Raw genomic sequence first — 18,354 nt, forward strand, 5'->3', positions numbered from 1 at the left:
GGCAAAGCGTTCGTTGAGATCACCCATTGTGAGGCAATCGGGCCGATCTCGCAATCAGAACGCGCTCTTTTGCTTAATAACGACAGGAGCCGCAACTTTGTTCAAGCTGCCGCTGCAATCCGCATTTCGGGCGGTGTCGCCAGAAGCGGGCCGGAAATCCCGGCGATCGCCTTCATGTCCGTGAGCAGCTTGTCGTTGACATCCCAGCTCACCGCAACGGCATAGACGCTTCCGATCTTCCGTGGTTCGCCGATGCGTGTGCCGGGGCAGCCCATGCGGCGGAACATGCGCTCCAGGAAGACATCCGTGACCGTGACGATTTGGCGGATGCCGGAGGCAAGGCCGAGTTCGCCGACGGCGCACATCAGTTCGGCGGCTGCGACCGTCACCTGATTGGAGGCGCGATCCTGCGAGATTTCCGGATCGATGCAGAAGCGGCTTGATTCCCAGATGTCCGGCCTGCGGATCATCGGACTGCTTCCCAGCAGGACGGGGAAGGTGTCGTCCAGCATGTTTGGCCCAAGCGTCGGCAAGAGGCGCAAAGCACCGCGCAGACGCCGCGTTTCCGGCTCGTAGGAGAGAACATAGATGGGATTGACGTCGTCGTAGTGGTCGATTTCGATGTCGCCGCGCACTGTCACGTCCCAGCCGAGCAGGTCGTGAAAGACACGCTTGCGCAACTGAAACATGGGCGCCAGAGCCTGGGGTCTGAAGTGGCGTTCAAGGCCTGAAAAGATTTCGATCAAGGCTATTCTCCGGATGGTCATTGACCGGAGAATTTCAGCATGTAAATCAATAATTGCGTATTGTCTGTATGGACAACTTTTAATAAGTGTAGTTTGGTTGTATGCGAAGGAGATGTCCGTGTCAGGAAAGGGGCTGAGCGCCGCCGTGGCGGATGTTGATGAGGTTGCCGGCCACCGCGCGGGCGACCGCCTGCTTGTTGGAGACGGCGTCGAGTTTTTCACGACAGTTGGCCATGAAATGGCGAACCGTCCGTTCCGATATGCCGAGAATGCGGGCGATTTCCCAATAGGTTTTTCCCTCGGCCACCCATTGCAGGACTTCACGTTCACGCGGGGTCAGCTGGTGTTGCCGACCGGGCGTATGCCGGGCCTGCGGCGTGACGCCTGCGGCCGCGAGCTGCTTGGCATGGAACAGCCCTGCCAGAGCGGTAATGTCCCGAAGCAGAATTTCAACCGGTTGAGGCCAGCCTTGCATCTCGTTCGAATTGCACATGAAAAAGGCGACGCCCGGGCGCGACGGGACGAGCGGGAAGACGAGCATGGGGCGGGCGAGATCACAGGCCGTTAGTGTCCTCGCCGTCTGTGGATCCTTATCGCCGAGCGGGCGGGGATCCATCACCTGCGGGCCGAAAAGGCCGGAGATCGCGCTGAAAAGCGGCGTCAGAGGCAGAAAGCCTTCGTTGCGGATCAGTCGTTCCAGCGGCTGGTTGGGCGTGTGGATCAGTTGTCCCTGGCGGAAGGTCTCTCCATGCCGTTCGACATCGGCATAGATGATTTGGGTAAGCCCGTAGGTGGCCCGGAGCGCCGACAGGAATGCACTCGGGTCTGAAGCTGGCATTCTCGCAAGTGCGTCAACAAGCGCATGGTAGCCAGTCTGGCCCGGCATCGCATATCCCTTAAAATCTACGGGATAAACAATGGCCGGGTCCTTGGCAACCGTCGAGTTACGTTCCGGTTCAGAGACCGCCTTCAGGGTGTGACGCTTCGACAACGGCCAGCGTTGCCATGTTGACGACGCCGCGCGAGGTGACGGAGGGTGTCAGGATATGGGCTGGCATGGCCGCGCCGAGCAGGATCGGACCGACATGCAGGCTTTCCGTGATCGACTTCACGATACCGAGCGTGATGTTGGCGGCGTCCAGCGTCGGGAAGACAATCAGATTGGCTTCGCCGGAGAGCGTGGAGTCGGGCATGACGCGCTTGCGCAGGATTTCCGAGATGGCGGAATCACCGTGCATTTCCCCGTCGGCCTCGAGATCGGGGGCCTGTTCGCGTACGAGCTGGGTGGCGCGGCGCATTTTGGCGGCGGATTCGGAATCGCGCGAGCCGAAATTCGAATGCGAGACGAGGGCGGCGCGCGGCTTGATGCCGAAGCGGCGGATTTCGCGGGCCGCCATGATCGTCATTTCGGCAATTTCTTCGGCGCTCGGATTGTAGGTGACATAGGTGTCGGTGAAGAAGGTCGCGCCGCGCTGTGAGATCAGCAGGCTAAGCCCCGAGAAGTCGATGACGCCGGGCTTCTTGCCGATGATCTGCTTGACGTCGCGCAAGTGCCGGTCATAGCGCCCTTCGAGGCCGCAGATGAGCGCATCCGCGTCGCCGCGCTTGACGGCGAGTGCGCCGATCACGGTCGAATTGGTGCGAACGATCGTGCGGGCCGCTTCCGGCGTGACGCCCTTGCGGCCGACATGGGCGAAATACTCATCCACATAGTCGCGATAGCGGCGGTCGGATTCCGGATTGATGACTTCGAAATCGACATCCGGCCGGATCTTCAGGCCGAAACGTTCGAGGCGGGTTTGCAGGATCGAGGGGCGGCCGATGAGGATCGGCTTGGCAATGCCTTCTTCGAGCAGAACCTGGGCTGCGCGCAGTACGCGCTCGTCTTCACCTTCGGCGAAGATGACTCGCTTCTTCGCGGCTGTCTTGGCGGCGGTAAAGAGCGGTTTCATGATGAAGCCGGAGCGGAAGACGAAGCGGTTCAGCTCGTCGAGATAGGCGTCGAAATCCTGGATCGGGCGCGTGGCAACGCCGGTTTCGGCAGCCGCCCTGGCGACGCAAGGCGCGATGCGCAGGATGAGGCGCTGATCGAAGGGCGAGGGGATGAGATATTCCGGGCCGAAGACCGGAGTTTCACCGGAATAGGCCCGCGCAGCCACATCCGAAGGCTCCTCGCGGGCCAGCGACGCGATGGCGCGCACGGCGGCGAGCTTCATTTCCTCGTTGATCGTGCGGGCGCCGCAATCCAGCGCGCCACGGAAGATGTAGGGGAAACAGAGGACGTTGTTGACCTGGTTCGGGAAGTCCGAGCGTCCCGTGCAGATCATCGCGTCGGGGCGGGCTTTGCGGGCGAGGTCGGGCATGATTTCCGGCGTCGGGTTGGCGAGCGCCATGATGAGTGGCTTCTCGGCCATCTGTTCCAGCAGTTCCGGCTTCAGCACGCCGGCCGCCGACAGGCCGAGGAAGATATCCGCGCCCGCGATGGATTCGGCCAGAACCCGCTTGTCGCTGTCCTGTGCATAGACCGATTTCCACTCGTCCATGAGGGCTTCGCGGCCCTTGTAGACGAGGCCTTCGATATCGTGCACCCAGATGTTCTCCCGGCGCGCACCCAGAGCCACAAGCAGGTTGAGGCAGGCGAGCGCTGCAGCACCCGCACCCGAGGCAACGATCTTGACGGTGGCGATATCCTTGCCGGCGAGTTCAAGGCCGTTGAGGACTGCCGCGGCGACGATGATGGCGGTGCCGTGCTGATCGTCGTGGAAGACCGGGATGTCCATGATCTCGCGCAGCTGACGCTCGACCTCGAAACATTCCGGCGCCTTGATGTCTTCAAGGTTGATGCCGCCGAAGGTGGGCTCCAGCGCGGAGACGACCTTGACCATGTCTTCAACGGCCGGCGCGTTGATTTCGATGTCGAAGACGTCGATGCCGGCGAATTTCTTGAAGAGGACGGCCTTGCCTTCCATCACGGGCTTGGAGGCCAGCGCGCCGATATTGCCGAGCCCGAGAACGGCCGTACCGTTCGAAACCACGGCGACGAGGTTGGATCGCGCCGTGTAGAAGGCGGCCGTGGCCGGATCCTCCTTGATGGCGAGGCAGGGAGCGGCGACGCCGGGCGAATAGGCGAGTGCGAGGTCGCGCTGGTTGCCGAGCGGCTTGGTCGCCTGGATTTCCATTTTGCCGGGTCGAGGATAGCGATGATAGAAAAGCGCCTGCGCGTCGAGGTCTGCCGATTGCGGGGCGCCCTGCGCCTTGTTGTCATCAAGCGAATCCATGCCTGCCATCTCCGGTGGTCTTTTTTTGGTGTCGGAATCTTCCTTACACCAATTGTCGGGCTGCGGGAGTATCTCTGTGCCGCCGCCCGCGATTTTCTGGCATGCACCCGCTGCATGACAAAAAATACCCATCTCCGCCTCAGCGTTAACCAAATTGCAATACACCGTCATTCGACCGGCCGTAAGGAAGCCTTTCTGTCATCATCCTGAAACACGAGTCTGGTTTTCAGAACCATGATTAGCGCAGCGATGAAAGGCTGGGACGATGAGCGCCGAACCCGAGGCAAGGACATTCCGCACCATCTTCATTTCCGACGTCCATCTGGGCTCGAAGGCGGCCAAGGCCGACTTTCTCATCGATTTCATGCGTTACCACGAGGCCGAGACCTATATTCTGGTCGGTGACATTATCGACGGCTGGCGCCTGAAGCGCAGCTGGCACTGGCCGCAGAGCTGCAACGACGTTGTCCAGAAGCTCCTGCGCAGGGCGCGCAAGGGCGCGCGCATCATCTATGTGCCGGGCAATCACGATGAATTCCTGCGCGACTTTCCGGGCATGCATTTCGGCGGCATCGAAGTGGCGCTGAACTGGATCCACGAGGCGGCCGATGGGAAGAAATATCTCGTCATCCACGGCGACGAGTTCGATATCGTCGTGCGCAACTACCGCCTGCTCGCCTATCTCGGCGACTGGGCCTATGATGCGGCGATCCTCGTCAATCGCGGCCTCGCTGCCGTTCGCCGCCGGCTCGGCCTGCCTTACTGGTCGTTCTCGGCCTGGGCGAAACTGCAGGTCAAGCATGCCGTCAATTTTATCGGCGAGTTCCAGCATTTCGTCGCCGAAGAAGCCCGCCGCCACAAGGTGGACGGCGTCGTCTGCGGCCATATTCACCATGCGGTGATGGAGGATATCGAAGGTATCCAGTACATCAATACGGGCGACTGGGTGGAGAGCTGCACGGCGGTTGTCGAGCATTTCGACGGACGTATGGAACTGATCCACTGGACGCCGGCATCGGAGCTTGTCCCGAAGCCGAAGATCCTGCAGCTGGCCGCGCGCGGCGAAAAAGCCCAGGCCGCAGAGGCTGCCTGAGCCCTCGCAGCAACCTCTCGTCTCATCCTGAAGCGCTATCCGAAGGACAGCGTCGAAGGATCAGACTGTGGCAGAGGACCCTTCGAGGCCTGCGCCTTGCGCAGGCACGTCAGGTGAGGGCGCATTTCACGCGAACAGCTGCCGGTACTGGATGAAACCGGATTTCGAGGCGATCCGATCATAGAGCTTCATCGCGTCGGTGTTCGTCTCATGCGTCAGCCAGTGGACGCGCGATGCGCCCTTGGATTTGGCGTCCTGATAGACGAATTCGATCAGCTGTCGGCCGATGCCGCCGCCGCGAAGACCCTCCTCGACATAGAGATCCTGCAGATAGACATAATCGCCGACCGTCCAGCAGGAGCGGTGGAAAATGTAATGCACCATGCCGACGGCGCGCCCCTCTTGAAAGGCGAGCGCAGCGAACATCGGCTCATCCGGATCGAGGAAACGCCGCCAGGTGACGGCGCTGGTCTCGTCTGGAATGTCGGTCTTGTAAAAACGCTGGTAGCCTCTCCAGAGCGGCATCCAGATTTCGTGATCTTCGCGGGCAACGGGTCGGATGACAATTTCGGCGGACAAGGCGATCTCCTTCGGTCGATGGAAAAAGGCTATTGCGTCCGTTTCTATCCGTCCAATTGAACTTGCTGCTAGTTCATGAGCGAAGTTGATTTTGATTACGCCGGTTTGTCGATGGCGCAGCTATGGTCCTGCAGGTCCTCGCCGCCGGCCATGCCAGTGGTTGTCGGGAAGGCCGTGTCCGTCAGGATGATGAAGCCGGGGCCTTCCTTGAAATAGGCCCCGACCACATCGAGATTCTGATAGGCCATTTCCGTTGCCGGATCCTTCAGGGTTTTGGCCAGCGCGAGGAAGGGATTGTAGTTGCCGAGCGTCTCGCCCATCACGCGCTCTGCCATGAAGTGATGGCCGTCGATCTCGACCGGCAGAGGCGCCCATTCCGGCTTGATCTCGTCCAGCACGCTGGCCAGTTCGTCGTGGGCTTTGGTGCTGAGGCAATCGATATGGATATGCAGCTGGTTCTGGGTGCGGGCGCTCTGGGCGTTGACGGCCAGGCTCAGTTCGTCGCGGTGCAAGGGGCGGGGCAGCTTGGCGTCGACGGCCTGCTTTTCGCTCCAGGCATCGGCAAAGAAATTGGGCGTTGCCGGATCCAGCAGCGCCTTGTCCTCGATGCCGGTGATCCTCTCCGTCGGGATCAGCAGATGCTGGGCGACGCCGCGCTGGTCCTTAAGCAGCGCGAAATGCTCTTCCTTGTTGACGCGGACGCAGGGAGCCGTGTCCACCACGCATTTGCCGTGGACGATGTTCCACAGCGCGTTGGGGTCGGCATGGGCAACAGGTGCGGCAGCGAGAAGGAGAAAGCTGGCAAGTGTGGGCAGGTGAAGGCGCATCACGGTGATCCTCGAACAACTGAAAACGAAGCAGCGCGACCATAGCCACTGGAACGTGACCGTTTGTGACGGCGCGAAGGCGACGCGATCACATTTTTGCGAGCGCCATCGCGGTGGCGCGAACGATGCCGCCCTCGCGCATCTCATCATCGGTCCATTGCATATCATGGAGAGACTTCCGGAGAAGTCTGGCTCAGAGATGGCTCACGGCATGCAGCGTGAACTTCGACACCTTTTCCGGCAGGGCATCGATATCGAACCAGCCGAATTCAGGGAGCTTTTCCGGCTCCATGACGCGTGGTTCGCCGGTGAAGTCATCGGTCACGTAGATCAATGACACCCAGTGGTGACCATCTTCAGGGAAGCGGTTTTCGGATACGCAGAGGAAGCGGATATCGCCAATCGTCAGCCCCGATTCTTCCTCCGCCTCCCGCCGCACGGCGTCGATGCAGGCTTCCATGTGGTCGACCTTGCCGCCCACGATGTTCCATGAGCCTGTTTCGGGGAAGCGGGTGCGGCGGTAGAGCAAAATGGAACGGCCCCGTCTGATGACGAGGCCGACGCCCAGGCCCGGAAAGTCTGTTCCCGGCTGCCCCATATTACTTGCTGTTGGCGACGATCAGCATGAAAGCAGGGATGTCGTCGCCGAAGCCGACCGGTGTCGGGCCGTCATCGTCGTTGCGGCGGTGGTTGCGCTGACGCCGCTCGCGATGATCGTCATTGGCCGGGTTGACGCGATAGTCGCGCGGCTGACGATGGCTCTTTTCGGCTTCATTGCGTGCGGGTCTTGCCACAGGTGTTTCCTCGATTGTTTCCTGGCGCTTCTCGGCCACGACTTCGATGTCGCGTTCCGGTTTCCGTGTCTCCGCGCGGGTTTCGTTCCGATTTTCGGAACGGTCCCTGCGGCCCTTGCCGCCACGGCTGCGATCATTGCGATCGCGACCGCCGCGACGTTCATCCTCTTCGCCGGCCACGCTCGGCGGCAGCGCCGAGAGATCGCCGTTCAGCCACTCAATCTTCTTGTCGATCAGCTTTTCGATCGCATCGAGCGCCTTGCGGTCGCGGTTGGCAACGAGGGTGAAGGCGGCGCCCGAACGGCCGGCACGACCGGTGCGGCCGATGCGGTGGACATAGTCTTCCGCATGAACGGGCACGTCGAAGTTGAAGACGTGGCTCACGTCAGGAATGTCGAGGCCTCGGGCCGCGACGTCGGAGGCAACCAGAAGCGTGATCTGGTTATCCTTGAAACCTTGCAGCATGGCCATGCGCGAGCGCTGGTCCATGTCACCATGCAGTGCGCCGACGGAGAAGCCGTGGCGCTCGAGAGAACGATAGAGGTCGGCCACGTCCTTCTTGCGATTGCAGAAGATGATGGCGTTCTTGAGTTCTTCCTGGGCTTTGATGAGATCGCGAAGCGCTGCGCGCTTCTCGTAATCCTTTGACTGTACGGCAACGAGACGCTGCGTCACGGTCAGTGCGGTCGAAGACCGGGTCGAGACTTCGATGCGCTCCGGGTTCTGCAGGAACTGGTCGGCGAGAACCTGGATTTCCTTCGGCATGGTGGCCGAGAAGAACAGCGTCTGGCGCGTGAAGGGGATGAGTTTGGCGATACGCTCGATATCAGGGATGAAGCCCATGTCGAGCATGCGGTCGGCTTCGTCGATGACGAGGATTTCAACCGCGCTCATCAGCAGCTTGCCGCGCTCGAAATGGTCGAGCAGGCGGCCGGGGGTTGCGATCAGCACGTCGGCGCCGCGTTCCAGCTTCTTTTCCTGATCGTCGAAGGACACGCCGCCGATGAGAAGCGCGACGTTCAGCTTGTGATTCTTGCCGTACTTTTCGAAGTTCTCGGCGACCTGTGCTGCGAGTTCGCGCGTCGGCTCGAGGATCAGTGTGCGCGGCATGCGCGCTCGGGCGCGGCCCTTTTCGAGCAGCGTCAACATGGGCAGCACGAAGCTTGCCGTCTTGCCGGTGCCGGTCTGCGCAATGCCCAGAATATCGCGCCGTTCCAGTGCCTTGGGGATCGCCCCGGCCTGAATGGGCGTCGGGATTGTGTAACCGGCGTCGGTAACTGCGGAAATGACTTTAGGGCTCAGGCCGAGATCAGAAAAGGTGGTCAATGAGGGGTATAATCCATTCGCGTTCGCAAGAACGACAGGTTAATCGGCTGCGTATGCATTCGATGTTGCGAGTGCGGATTAGTCCTCTTGCCCCGGAAAGTCAAGTTTTCCGGGGCTTCCACGGTTAATCGCGATGAAATTTCATCTGTTTGACAAGATTGCCACACCCGTTGCCGCCATAATCGCGCCGGCGGCTTTATTCATGCGGCGTAGAACCGTGGTGCTGGCAGTCAGCGCACGGGCCTTCAGCGCGAGGCCGGCGTAAAAGCCGACGACCAGAACCTCCACGGCCAGGATGATCGCGACGAGCTCGACATAGCTTGTGAAGGTGATGCCGGATGTCGCCACGTTCGGCAGGATTGCGAGATAGAAAAGCGGCATTTTCGGATTGCCGATATTGAGCGCGACGCCGGTCGCATAGGTCTTGAAAAGCGAACCACGCGACGGGCTGACCCTTTCCGCCGAGGGCGCGCCGGCGGGCGGGGCCGAGAACCAGAGTGCGGCCCCCATCCAGATCAGATAGGCCGCGCCCGCCGTGCGGATGAAGACCATGTAGGGCGCAAGCGCCTCTGCCGCGTAGCTGAGACCGGCAAGCCCGAGTGTCAGGAATACGAGAATGCCGGTGACCGTGCCGAGCCCGTAGGCCGCACCCGCCCTGAGACCGTCCGATAGGGTGCGGGTGAAGATGGTGAAGTTGTCCGGGCCGGGGCTGGCGGCAAAGACGATGAAGGTCAGCGCGAAGGCAAGAAGGGTCGAGAGCGTCACGGCAGCTGTCTCCGGTTGGAACCGGGCTTGCAGACTGGACGCAAAGATGCCGCCTGTCAAAGGCGGCTGCGATCACGTTTCAAAGCAGCGATGTAATCTTCAGGCCGGCATTGAGGAAGCCGGAAGGATCGATCGCGACGCCGTTGCGGCGGACTTCGTAATGCAGATGAGGGCCGGTGGAGCGACCGGTATTGCCGACGCGGCCAATCATGTCGCCGGTGTCGACATGCTGGCCGACGCGAACGAGGATTTCGGAGAGGTGGCCGTAGCGGGTCGTGATGCCGTTGCCGTGATCGATCTCGACCAGGTTGCCGTAACCGGAGGCCGGGCCGGCGGAGATCACGACGCCCGCACCCGTCGAGCGGGCCGGATCGCCGATGCTGCCGCGGAAGTCTATGCCGGGGTGCAGGGCGAGCGTTCCCAGAAAGGGATCCTTGCGATAGCCGAAACCGCTGGTTTCCATGGCGCCGGGGATGGGGTTGCCGAAGGGATAGCGCATCGCCTGGCTGCGGATTTCCTGCAGGCGCTGGAGCGCGAGGTCGAGCTGGGTCAGCTTGAGATCGAACTTGTCGCCGGTCGGGTTGCTGACAGGGATATAGGGGCCGCCGGTGTCTTCCGTGCTGTCGCCGTCCTTCGGCTGGATGCCGGTGCGGCGCAGGATCGTCGCAATCGCATCGGCCTTTTCGGAGGCGCCGAGACGCAGATTGTCGATCTTGGCCATCTGCTGCTGCTCGATGGATTTCAACGACAGCGAAACATTGCTGAAGATGCGATCAGCGCGGTTGGCGGGCGATTCGGCCGCTGTCGGGGCAAAGCCGAGCGCGCGCGTCGTGATCGGGTCGATGCCGGCCGTCTTCGTCTCCGACTTCGCATCCGGGCCGAGAATGGCGTCGAAGGGCGAATCGGCGCTGGCGCGGCGGTCGTCATTCGTCGGCTTGGTCGCCGGAACCGGGATTTCCGGCTGGGCGGCGCCGACACTTTCGGCGCGTTCAATCAGCTCGTTGATCTTGCCATGTCGGTCGGTGAGCGCCGATTGGCGCTCCATCAGCTTTTCGACCTTCTTCTCGACCACCTGCTGATCGAGAAGCTGGCGCGACGTGACGCGGTCGACCTGGGCGCGAAGGGCCGAGATGCGGTCCTCATATTCATGCTGGATACGGGCCTGGCGGGCGATGGAGGCGCCCAGCAGATCGTCGCGCAGGACCAGATAGGTCGTCGCGCCGAAATATCCCACCGTCAATGTCGCGGCCACTGCAATACCCAAAGCCGTCATCCACGGCTTGACCGTCAGATGTCTGACCTTGTCGCCCGATGCCAGGATCAGGACTGGTGCTTTGCGACGTTTGGCAAAGACGCTTTTTCCGGCTTCACTGCCCACGAGGCTACCCCCAAACCAAAAAACCACACGTTTTCATGGGGGAATTACACACCGTTAAGGTTAACAAATCGTTCTGACGCGTTAACGAGAGCCTTGGGAAGGCCGCGCAAAGCCTTGTCATGCAAAGCTTGTGGAGGTCAGGGCGCGGTAGAAGGAGGGGGTGAGGCCGGCCTCCGCGCGGGCCACGTCGTTGAAGGGTGCCTTCAGCGGTCCCCGGAAGTTCAGTCGCACCAGCGACTGGAAGGTGGCAGCCGGGTCCTTCTTCTCGCGGGCGCAGAGAAAACGGAACCACTTGGCGCCGATCGCCACATGCCCCTTCTCGTCATTGTAAATGATATCAAGGACTTCTGCGCTTTCCCTGTCGCCGGTTTCGCGCATCTTCTCCTGCAGCGAGGGCGTGACATCGAGGCCGCGCGCCTCGAGAATCAGCGGGACCACGGCAAGCCGCGCCGTCAGGTCGTTGCGGGTGTCATGCGCCGCCTGCCACAGGCCGTCATGGGCGGGGAGGTCGCCGTAATCGGCGCCGAGTGCCTTGAGGCGTCCGCGCACGAGATTGAAATGCTTGGCTTCCTCGAACGCAACCTGCATCCAGCCGTCGAAGAAGGAGCGCGGAACCGGTTCGGAGGCGAATCGGGCGATGATGTCGAGGGCCAGATCGACTGCGTTGAGCTCGATATGGGCGAGCGCATGGAGCATCGCGACCCGACCTTTTACCGAGCCGAGGCTGCGCCGCTTCACTTGCGTCGGCGGCACGAGCAGAGGGCGGTCGGGCCGGCCGGGGCGATCCGGCACGGCCGCATCGCCGGGGTGGCGGAGCGAGAGTGTGCGGCCATACCATGTTTCGGCGACCGTCGAGGCGAGTGCCGTCTTCAGGTCGAGATCTGCCGCGCGGATTGCCTGAACGGCCCCGTCGCGGAGTGACTTGAAATGCGGGATGGCCGGCTTCTCTGTCACGTCAGGAGGCTGCCTTCACCGCTGCAAGCACCTCTTCGGCGTGGCCCTTGACCTTCACGCCTGCCCAGGTCTGCAGGATCTTGCCGTCAGGGCCGATGAGATAGGTCGTGCGGGCGACGCCCATGTATTTCTTCCCGTACATGCTCTTTTCCTGCCAGACGCCGTAGCGCTGCAGCATCTCGGTCGATTCGTCCGAACCGAGCGCCACGGTCAGATTGTGCTTGGCTGCAAACTTTCCGTGCTTCTTGACCGGATCCGGGGAGACGCCGATGACGACGGCGCCGGCCTTCTCGAAATCCGCCTTCAGCGCGCTGAAGTCGACGGCTTCCGTCGTGCAGGCGGGTGTATCAGCCTTTGGATAGAAATACAGCACCACTTTCTTGCCAGAATAGTCTTTTAACGACAACGTCACTCCACCGTCCGCCGGTATTTCAAAGTCGGGTGCAAGTTCGCCGGGCTGCAGTTCGGACATTGGATTTCCTTTCCCTTTGGGAGACAGTTTTAACGGTTCGGGCTATATGGTTTCCGTGTGAATCGCCCTCGAACTCTTACGGGAGGAGACCCTGATCGGATGACTGACGTCAACGGCGGAAACGTCGGAGATCAGGGCGATGTTGCGCCGATTGAACCGGTTCCGGCATGTGTCGAACCGGTGCGGACCATTGTGCGCCGTCGCAGAGGCGCCGTGCGGCGTGTTTTCGTCGCTGTCATGGAACTCGTTCTTCTCGTCGCGCTGATCGTCGGCGGCCTCTATTTCGCCATCGAACGCGGTGTCTTTGACGACCTCTTGAAGCGGGAAGCGGTCAGTATCCTGACGCAGGCGGCCGGTGCGGAAAATTTCGCAGCCGAGGTCGGCTCCGCCACCCTTCGCTTCAACGCCTCCGGCCAGCTGGTGATCGACGCCAAGGATGTCGCCATTCGCCCGGCCGAAGGTGAGGGCGCGGCCTTCAGGACGGGACATGTCAAGATTGCCCTAGAGACGGCGTCGCTTCTGACCGGAAGGCTCAGCGTGTCTTCAGTTTCCGTCGATGGAACCGGGATCAATCTCGAGGCGCTGCCACAGCATTCGTCGGCTGCCAGCGCGGCATTTCGCGTCGACAGCATTCCGAACGCGCTGAAGGAAGCCTTTGCCGCACTCGATGCCTTCGACAACGCCAGCGCCAAGACCGATATCCGACAGCTCAAGCTGACCGGCATCAATTTCGAACTCCCGGCCAAGCAGATGCGCCATGCCAAGGTGGCGATCCGGCAGATTTTGCTGGAGCGGCGCACGGACGGCAACATCTCCATATCCGGCGATTATTCCGTCGATGGCGCGGAGGGTGATTTCAGCGCCGTCACACAACGCAGCGACACCGCGATCTCGGGGCTGACGGCTGATCTTTCCCGCTTCAATCTCAGCCCCTTCCTCATGGATCGCAGCCGTAGCGGCGAGCCGGTGATCGGGCTCGAGGGCGATCTGGGGCTCCATGTGGACGCCGAGCGCGCGACTGCCGACAAGCCCGGAGCGTTGAAACTGCGAGCGCAGCTTTCCGACGCCGCCTTCTATGGCGAAGCCAAGGCCTCGCCGGTGACGAAAGCCGAGCTTGTTGCGCATTACGATTTCAAGGCGGACAAGATCGAGGTTGAGCCTTCGGTCTTCGAGTTCGGCGAGACGCGGCTTCCTTTCACGGGCGGGTTTATCGACATGGACCGGCTGGACCGGCCCGAGAAGACCGGAATCGGCATCGACCTGCTGATCGACCGCGGTCATGCCGCACCCGCCAATCTCGGTGATCAGCCCGTCGATTTCGTCGGCAAGGCCTTCGGCATTTTTTATCCGGATAAGATGGAGCTTGTCGCTCCCGACATGGTGATCTCGTCGCAATCGGGATTTATCGGCGGTTCGGTCACCGTCAAATTCAAGGCGCCGCCGGCGCCCGGCATGCCGGGCGATTCGCCGGAGATCAGTCTGGGTCTGTTCACCCAAAGTGTTGCGGCGAACACGATCCGCGCGCTCTGGCCGTTCTGGATGGCGCCTGACGGGCGCAACTGGGTTTATGCCAATCTTTTCGGGGGGACGATCACCAACGGGTCGCTGGCCGTTTTCCTGCCGGCCGGGCGGCTGCCGTTTCATCCGGAAGACCATGTCACGCTGGATGAAAGTGAGCTGAAGATCCGCTTCGATATCGACAATGCGCGCGTGAGCATTGCCGGCGACATTCCGCCGATGCGCGACACGGTGGCGCATTTCGAGATGATCGGCGATCACATCCAGACGACTATCAAGAAGGGAACGGCCTATTTTCCCTCGGGCCGCACGATCGACGCGACCGATGGCAGTTTCGTCATTGATGCCGTCAGCCGCGAGCCGGTGGTCGCCCAGGCGCAATTCAAATTGACAGGCGATGCCTCTGCACTCCTGGAGCTGACGACCTACCGGCCGATTTCCTCAATGAAGGATACGGGCTTCAAGCCGGAAGATTTCTCCGGGCATGTGAGCGTTTCGCTCAAGGCCCGCTTTGCGCTCAAGGAGGAGGCGGGTGCGCGCCCCCCGGAATGGACGGCGCTGCTGAAGCTTTCCGACGTCTCCGTCAACAGGCCGCTGGGCAACCACAAGGTCACCAATATCGACGGCGAAATGACAATCAACCCCCTATCGGCGAGGTTGAAGGCGGATGCGAAGGTGGATGGCGTTCCGCTTCAGTTCAGCCTTGTCGAGCCGTTGAGCAAGGCGAGCCGGCTGAAGCGGCAGCGTGTGGTCACTGCCGATCTCGACGCCAAGCAGCTTGAAAAACTGGTGCCGGGCGTTGCGGATATTGTCTCCGGATCGCTCAATCTGCGCACCGAGTTGCGTGATGACGGGTCGCAGGCCGTCTCTGCGCGACTCGACAAGGCCAAGGTTCTCATCCCCTGGGCCGGCTGGGAGAAGGGAGCCGGTGTCCCGGCCTCCGTCGAGTTCGTCAGCCGCCAGGAGGGAGATCATTTCCAGATCAGCGATTTCGATTTCGCCGGCGAAGGATTTGGGGTGAAGGGCAGTCTGCAGACCGATGGCCAGGGGCTGGCCGTGGCGGAATTTTCCAAGGTCAAGCTTGCGCCAAGCGATGATGTAGCGGTCAAAATCGTGCGCAGCGCCGGTCGCTATGTCATTACCGCATCGGGCAAATCGGTGGATGCACGCGGCCTGCTGACACGAATGAAGTCTCCCGGCAGTTCGGTGGGCGGCGATTTCGATTTCTCCGTGAACGCCAAGATCGCCCTGATCACGGGTTTCAACAACGAGACCCTCAAGAACGTGGAGGCCGCCTATTCCGTCAAGAAGGGCAAGCCGGTGGCGGTCAAGCTGACGGCGGTGACGGGCAGCGATCAGGCCGTCGTGGCGAAGCTCTCACAGGATACCGGCATTGCGCGGTCGATCGACCTGACGGCGACCGATGCCGGTGCGTTGGCCCGCTTTACCGGGCTATACAACAATATGCGCGGCGGGCTCCTGAATGTCGGCATTCGCTATCTGGCCGATGGCGTCTGGCGCGGCGTCGTCGATGTGCGCGATTTCCAGCTGGTGAACGAACAGCGCCTTCAGGAAATCGTCTCGACCCGCTCCGGCAAGGACGGCAAGAGCCTGAATGATGCGGTGAAGAAGAATATCGACGTCAGCAGCCAGAAATTCTCGCGCGGCTATGGCCGCATCCTGATCGATGGTGAAACGATCCGTATCGAAAATGGTGTCGTGCGCGGCGAGCAGGTGGGCGCGACTTTCCAGGGCGTGCTTCGCGACGGCAATGGCCAGATGAATATGACCGGCACCTTCATGCCAGCCTATGGGCTGAACCGTCTTTTCGCGGAACTGCCGATCATCGGTCTCTTCCTCGGCAACGGCAAGGATCGCGGGCTGATCGGCATTACCTTCCGCCTTGCGGGGTCCGTCGAGCAGCCGGCCTTGCAGATCAACCCGCTGTCGCTGATCGCGCCGGGCGTGTTCCGGAGCATTTTCCAGTTTCAGTGAGTTTTGCGAGAGGCTGCCGTGTCCTCTGCCGTCAGCCTCGCCACAGGGGCGAGACTGACGTTGGAGAGGAGGGGTTACCCGGCGAGGGTCTTACGCCGGGCGGACCAGAACGTGCTTCTTCTTGCCCATCGAGACCTTGATCACGCCGTCGGCGGTGACATCGCCAGACCCGATCAACAGGCGCTCGTCGGTAACTGCCTTGTCGTTGATGCGGATCGCGCCGCCCTGGACGTGGCGGCGGGCTTCGCCGTTGGACGCGGCAAAGCCTGCTTTGACGAGCAGTGCCAGGAGGCCGATGCCGGCGTCGAGTTCGGCTTTCGCGACATCGACGGAGGGCAGGTTTTCGGCCAATGCGCCTTCCTCGAAGGTCTTGCGTGCGGTCTCGGCTGCCTCTTCCGCAGCGGCGCGCCCGTGCAACATGGCGGTCACTTCGGTGGCGAGGATTTTCTTGACCTCGTTGATTTCGGAGCCGGCCAGCTTCGACAGGCGGGCGATCTCGTCCATCGGCAGCGTCGTGTAGAGCTTGAGGAAGCGCGGCACGTCGGCGTCTTCGGTGTTGCGCCAGTACTGCCAGAAGTCATAGGCCGAGAGCATGGCCGGGTTCAGCCAGACGGCGCCGGTGGCGGACTTGCCCATCTTCGCGCCGGACGCTGTCGTCAGGAGCGGCGAGGTCAGGGCGTAGAGCTGCGGCGTCCCCATGCGGTGACCGAGGTCGATGCCGTTGACGATGTTGCCCCACTGGTCGGAACCGCCCATCTGCAGGCGGCAGCCATAACGCTGCGACAGTTCCACGAAGTCGTAGGCCTGCAGGATCATGTAGTTGAATTCGAGGAAGGACAGCGACTGCTCGCGATCAAGCCGTGTCTTCACGCTGTCGAAGGACAGCATGCGGTTGACCGAGAAATGTTTGCCGACATCGCGCAGGAATTCGAGATAGTTGAGCGAACGCAGCCATTCGGCGTTGTTGATCATCAACGCGTCCTTCGGGCCATCGCCATAATTGAGGTAGTTCGAGAAGACCTGCTTGATCGAGGCGATGTTGCTCTCGATCATATCGACCGTCATCAGCTGGCGGGCTTCTTCCTTGAAGGACGGGTCGCCGACCATGCCGGTGCCGCCGCCCATCAGCGAGATCGGCCGGTGGCCGGTTTTCTGGAGCCAGTGCAGCATCATGATCTGAATGAGCGAGCCCGCATGCAGCGAGGGCGCGGTCGGATCGTAGCCGATATAGGCCGTCACGGTTTCCTTGGCGAGCAGGTCATCAAGGCCGCTCTCGTCGGAGACCTGATGAATGAAGCCGCGCTCGGAGAGCGTGCGAAGGAAATCGGACTTGAAGCCGGACATGGACGTAATCTCTCTGCACTCTTGACTGTAGACGTGTAATGGGCGTGCCTTTAGCACTGTTTTCAAGCGATTGCACCCGATTCCGCATCGAAAGCGATCTTTGAGGTGGGAGTTTATGGAATGCTTGAGACCATGACCGCGATTGGCCTGATGAGCGGAACCTCGATGGACGGGGTCGATGTGGCGCTGATCGAGACGGATGGCGAAGATTATGTCAAGCGCGGCCCGGCAATGGAATTTCCCTATGCGCCCGACTTTCGCCGGCGGCTGGCGGCCTCGCTGGAGGATGCCAAGGCGATCATGGAGCGCCGCGAGAGGCCGGGGAGCCTCGGTGACATCGAGCGCGAGATCACCGATCTGCATGCGGATGCGGTGAGGCGCTTTCTGGCGGCGAACTGGCTGAAGGCCGAGGATATCGGGGTCGTTGGCTTTCACGGCCAGACGGTCATCCACCGGCCGGATCAGGGCTATACGGTGCAGATCGGGGACGGTCTTTCGCTGGCTAAACAAATTGGCATTCCGGTCGTTTTCGACATGCGCGCCAATGACATGACGCATGGCGGGCAGGGCGCGCCGCTGGTGCCGGCCTATCATGCGGCGCTGGCGCGCGGGCTCTACTGGGACCAGTTCCCGGTCGTCTTCGTCAATATCGGCGGGATTTCGAACCTCACCCATATCGGCGCGGATGGCGAGATCGTCGCCTTTGACAGCGGGCCGGGCAATACGCTGATCGACCAATGGGTCGAGGCGGAGGCCGGCATTCCCTATGATGCCGGCGGGGCGATTGCCTCGGAGGGCGTGGTGAACACGGTTCTGGCCGAGCGCTATCTGTCGCATTCCTTCTTCACCGACGAGAAACGCCGCTCTCTGGACCGCAACGACTTTCTGCCGCCGGAGAGCCATGAGGTCGGTCTGCATGATGGCGCGCGGACGCTCGCCCATGTCAGCGCCGCCGCGATCCTGAAATCGGCGCGTCACCTGCCGGTGAGGCCGCGCACCTATATTGTCTGTGGTGGAGGGCGGCTTAACCGCGCCATTGTCGGCGACCTCGACCGGATGGCGGGCGAGGAGGGCGCAAGGGTGGTGATCGCCGAGGATCTGGGCTTCAACGGCGCGGGCATGGAGGCGGAGGCCTGGGCCTATCTCGCCGTGCGCTCTCTCAAGGACTTGCCGCTGACCTATCCGGGGACCACTGGAGTGCGGGCGCCGGTGTCTGGTGGAGTGCTGGTGCTGCCAGAGACCAAAGTTCAGTCGTAAGTTAGCTCATATTGCCTTTGGTTGGCCG

15 protein-coding genes are annotated in these 18,354 nt (G+C 61.6%); 3 read left to right on the forward strand and 12 right to left on the reverse strand.

From position 1 onward, the window contains the following. Positions 1-101 precede the first annotated feature (101 nt). The 3 genes from LQK83_RS03395 to LQK83_RS03405 all read right to left on the reverse strand — a co-directional run bounded on the left by LQK83_RS03395 (position 102) and on the right by LQK83_RS03405 (position 4,024). On the reverse strand, positions 102-746 hold the full coding sequence (locus tag LQK83_RS03395; RefSeq protein ID WP_230835862.1) for an acyl-homoserine-lactone synthase: 645 nt from the start codon (positions 744-746) through the stop codon (positions 102-104). Between the two features lie 121 nt (positions 747-867). Continuing rightward, complete coding sequence (locus LQK83_RS21725; protein WP_330166260.1) at positions 868-1,632, reverse strand: helix-turn-helix domain-containing protein; 765 nt, start codon at positions 1,630-1,632, stop codon at positions 868-870. A gap of 70 nt (positions 1,633-1,702) precedes the next feature. After that, positions 1,703-4,024, reverse strand: a complete 2,322-nt coding sequence (locus LQK83_RS03405) for an NADP-dependent malic enzyme (RefSeq protein ID WP_230835863.1) — start codon at positions 4,022-4,024, stop codon at positions 1,703-1,705. A 265-nt stretch (positions 4,025-4,289) separates the two neighbouring features. Here LQK83_RS03405 and LQK83_RS03410 point away from each other — a divergent pair, with 265 nt between their 5' ends. After that, positions 4,290-5,117: a UDP-2,3-diacylglucosamine diphosphatase gene (locus LQK83_RS03410; RefSeq protein WP_230835864.1), complete on the forward strand. Its 828-nt coding sequence runs from the start codon at positions 4,290-4,292 to the stop codon at positions 5,115-5,117. 126 nt (positions 5,118-5,243) lie between these two features. Here LQK83_RS03410 and LQK83_RS03415 read toward each other — a convergent pair whose 3' ends face one another. From LQK83_RS03415 to bcp, 8 genes are all read right to left on the reverse strand, one after another. Further along, on the reverse strand, positions 5,244-5,696 hold the full coding sequence (locus LQK83_RS03415) for a GNAT family N-acetyltransferase (protein WP_230835865.1): 453 nt from the start codon (positions 5,694-5,696) through the stop codon (positions 5,244-5,246). A 95-nt stretch (positions 5,697-5,791) separates the two neighbouring features. Beyond that, positions 5,792-6,523, reverse strand: a complete 732-nt coding sequence (locus tag LQK83_RS03420; RefSeq protein WP_230835866.1) for a CDP-diacylglycerol diphosphatase — start codon at positions 6,521-6,523, stop codon at positions 5,792-5,794. Positions 6,524-6,716: 193 nt separating this feature from the next. Continuing rightward, positions 6,717-7,121 (reverse strand): NUDIX domain-containing protein, encoded by a 405-nt coding sequence (locus LQK83_RS03425; protein WP_230835867.1) that lies wholly within the window; start codon positions 7,119-7,121, stop codon positions 6,717-6,719. Position 7,122: 1 nt separating this feature from the next. Then, a complete protein-coding gene (locus LQK83_RS03430) occupies positions 7,123-8,643 on the reverse strand; it encodes a DEAD/DEAH box helicase (RefSeq protein WP_230835868.1) in 1,521 nt (506 codons plus the stop codon). 141 nt (positions 8,644-8,784) lie between these two features. After that, on the reverse strand, positions 8,785-9,408 hold the full coding sequence (locus LQK83_RS03435; protein ID WP_230835869.1) for a LysE family translocator: 624 nt from the start codon (positions 9,406-9,408) through the stop codon (positions 8,785-8,787). Between the two features lie 79 nt (positions 9,409-9,487). Then, complete coding sequence (locus LQK83_RS03440) at positions 9,488-10,786, reverse strand: M23 family metallopeptidase (protein WP_230835870.1); 1,299 nt, start codon at positions 10,784-10,786, stop codon at positions 9,488-9,490. Between the two features lie 117 nt (positions 10,787-10,903). Continuing rightward, a complete protein-coding gene (locus tag LQK83_RS03445; RefSeq protein ID WP_230835871.1) occupies positions 10,904-11,740 on the reverse strand; it encodes a ferritin-like domain-containing protein in 837 nt (278 codons plus the stop codon). A gap of 1 nt (position 11,741) precedes the next feature. Then, complete coding sequence (bcp, locus tag LQK83_RS03450; RefSeq protein WP_230835872.1) at positions 11,742-12,212, reverse strand: thioredoxin-dependent thiol peroxidase; 471 nt, start codon at positions 12,210-12,212, stop codon at positions 11,742-11,744. 99 nt (positions 12,213-12,311) lie between these two features. Here bcp and LQK83_RS03455 point away from each other — a divergent pair, with 99 nt between their 5' ends. Beyond that, positions 12,312-15,725, forward strand: a complete 3,414-nt coding sequence (locus LQK83_RS03455) for a YhdP family protein (RefSeq protein WP_230835873.1) — start codon at positions 12,312-12,314, stop codon at positions 15,723-15,725. Positions 15,726-15,815: 90 nt separating this feature from the next. Here LQK83_RS03455 and tyrS read toward each other — a convergent pair whose 3' ends face one another. Further along, complete coding sequence (tyrS, locus tag LQK83_RS03460; RefSeq protein ID WP_230835874.1) at positions 15,816-17,069, reverse strand: tyrosine--tRNA ligase; 1,254 nt, start codon at positions 17,067-17,069, stop codon at positions 15,816-15,818. A gap of 120 nt (positions 17,070-17,189) precedes the next feature. On the opposite strand from tyrS, the gene LQK83_RS03465 reads away from it, so the two are divergent. Further along, positions 17,190-18,326: an anhydro-N-acetylmuramic acid kinase gene (locus LQK83_RS03465; protein ID WP_230835875.1), complete on the forward strand. Its 1,137-nt coding sequence runs from the start codon at positions 17,190-17,192 to the stop codon at positions 18,324-18,326. The last annotated feature ends 28 nt before the right edge of the window (positions 18,327-18,354 follow it).

Source organism: Rhizobium sp. C1, assembly GCF_021026335.1.
Lineage (GTDB): Bacteria > Pseudomonadota > Alphaproteobacteria > Rhizobiales > Rhizobiaceae > Ensifer_A.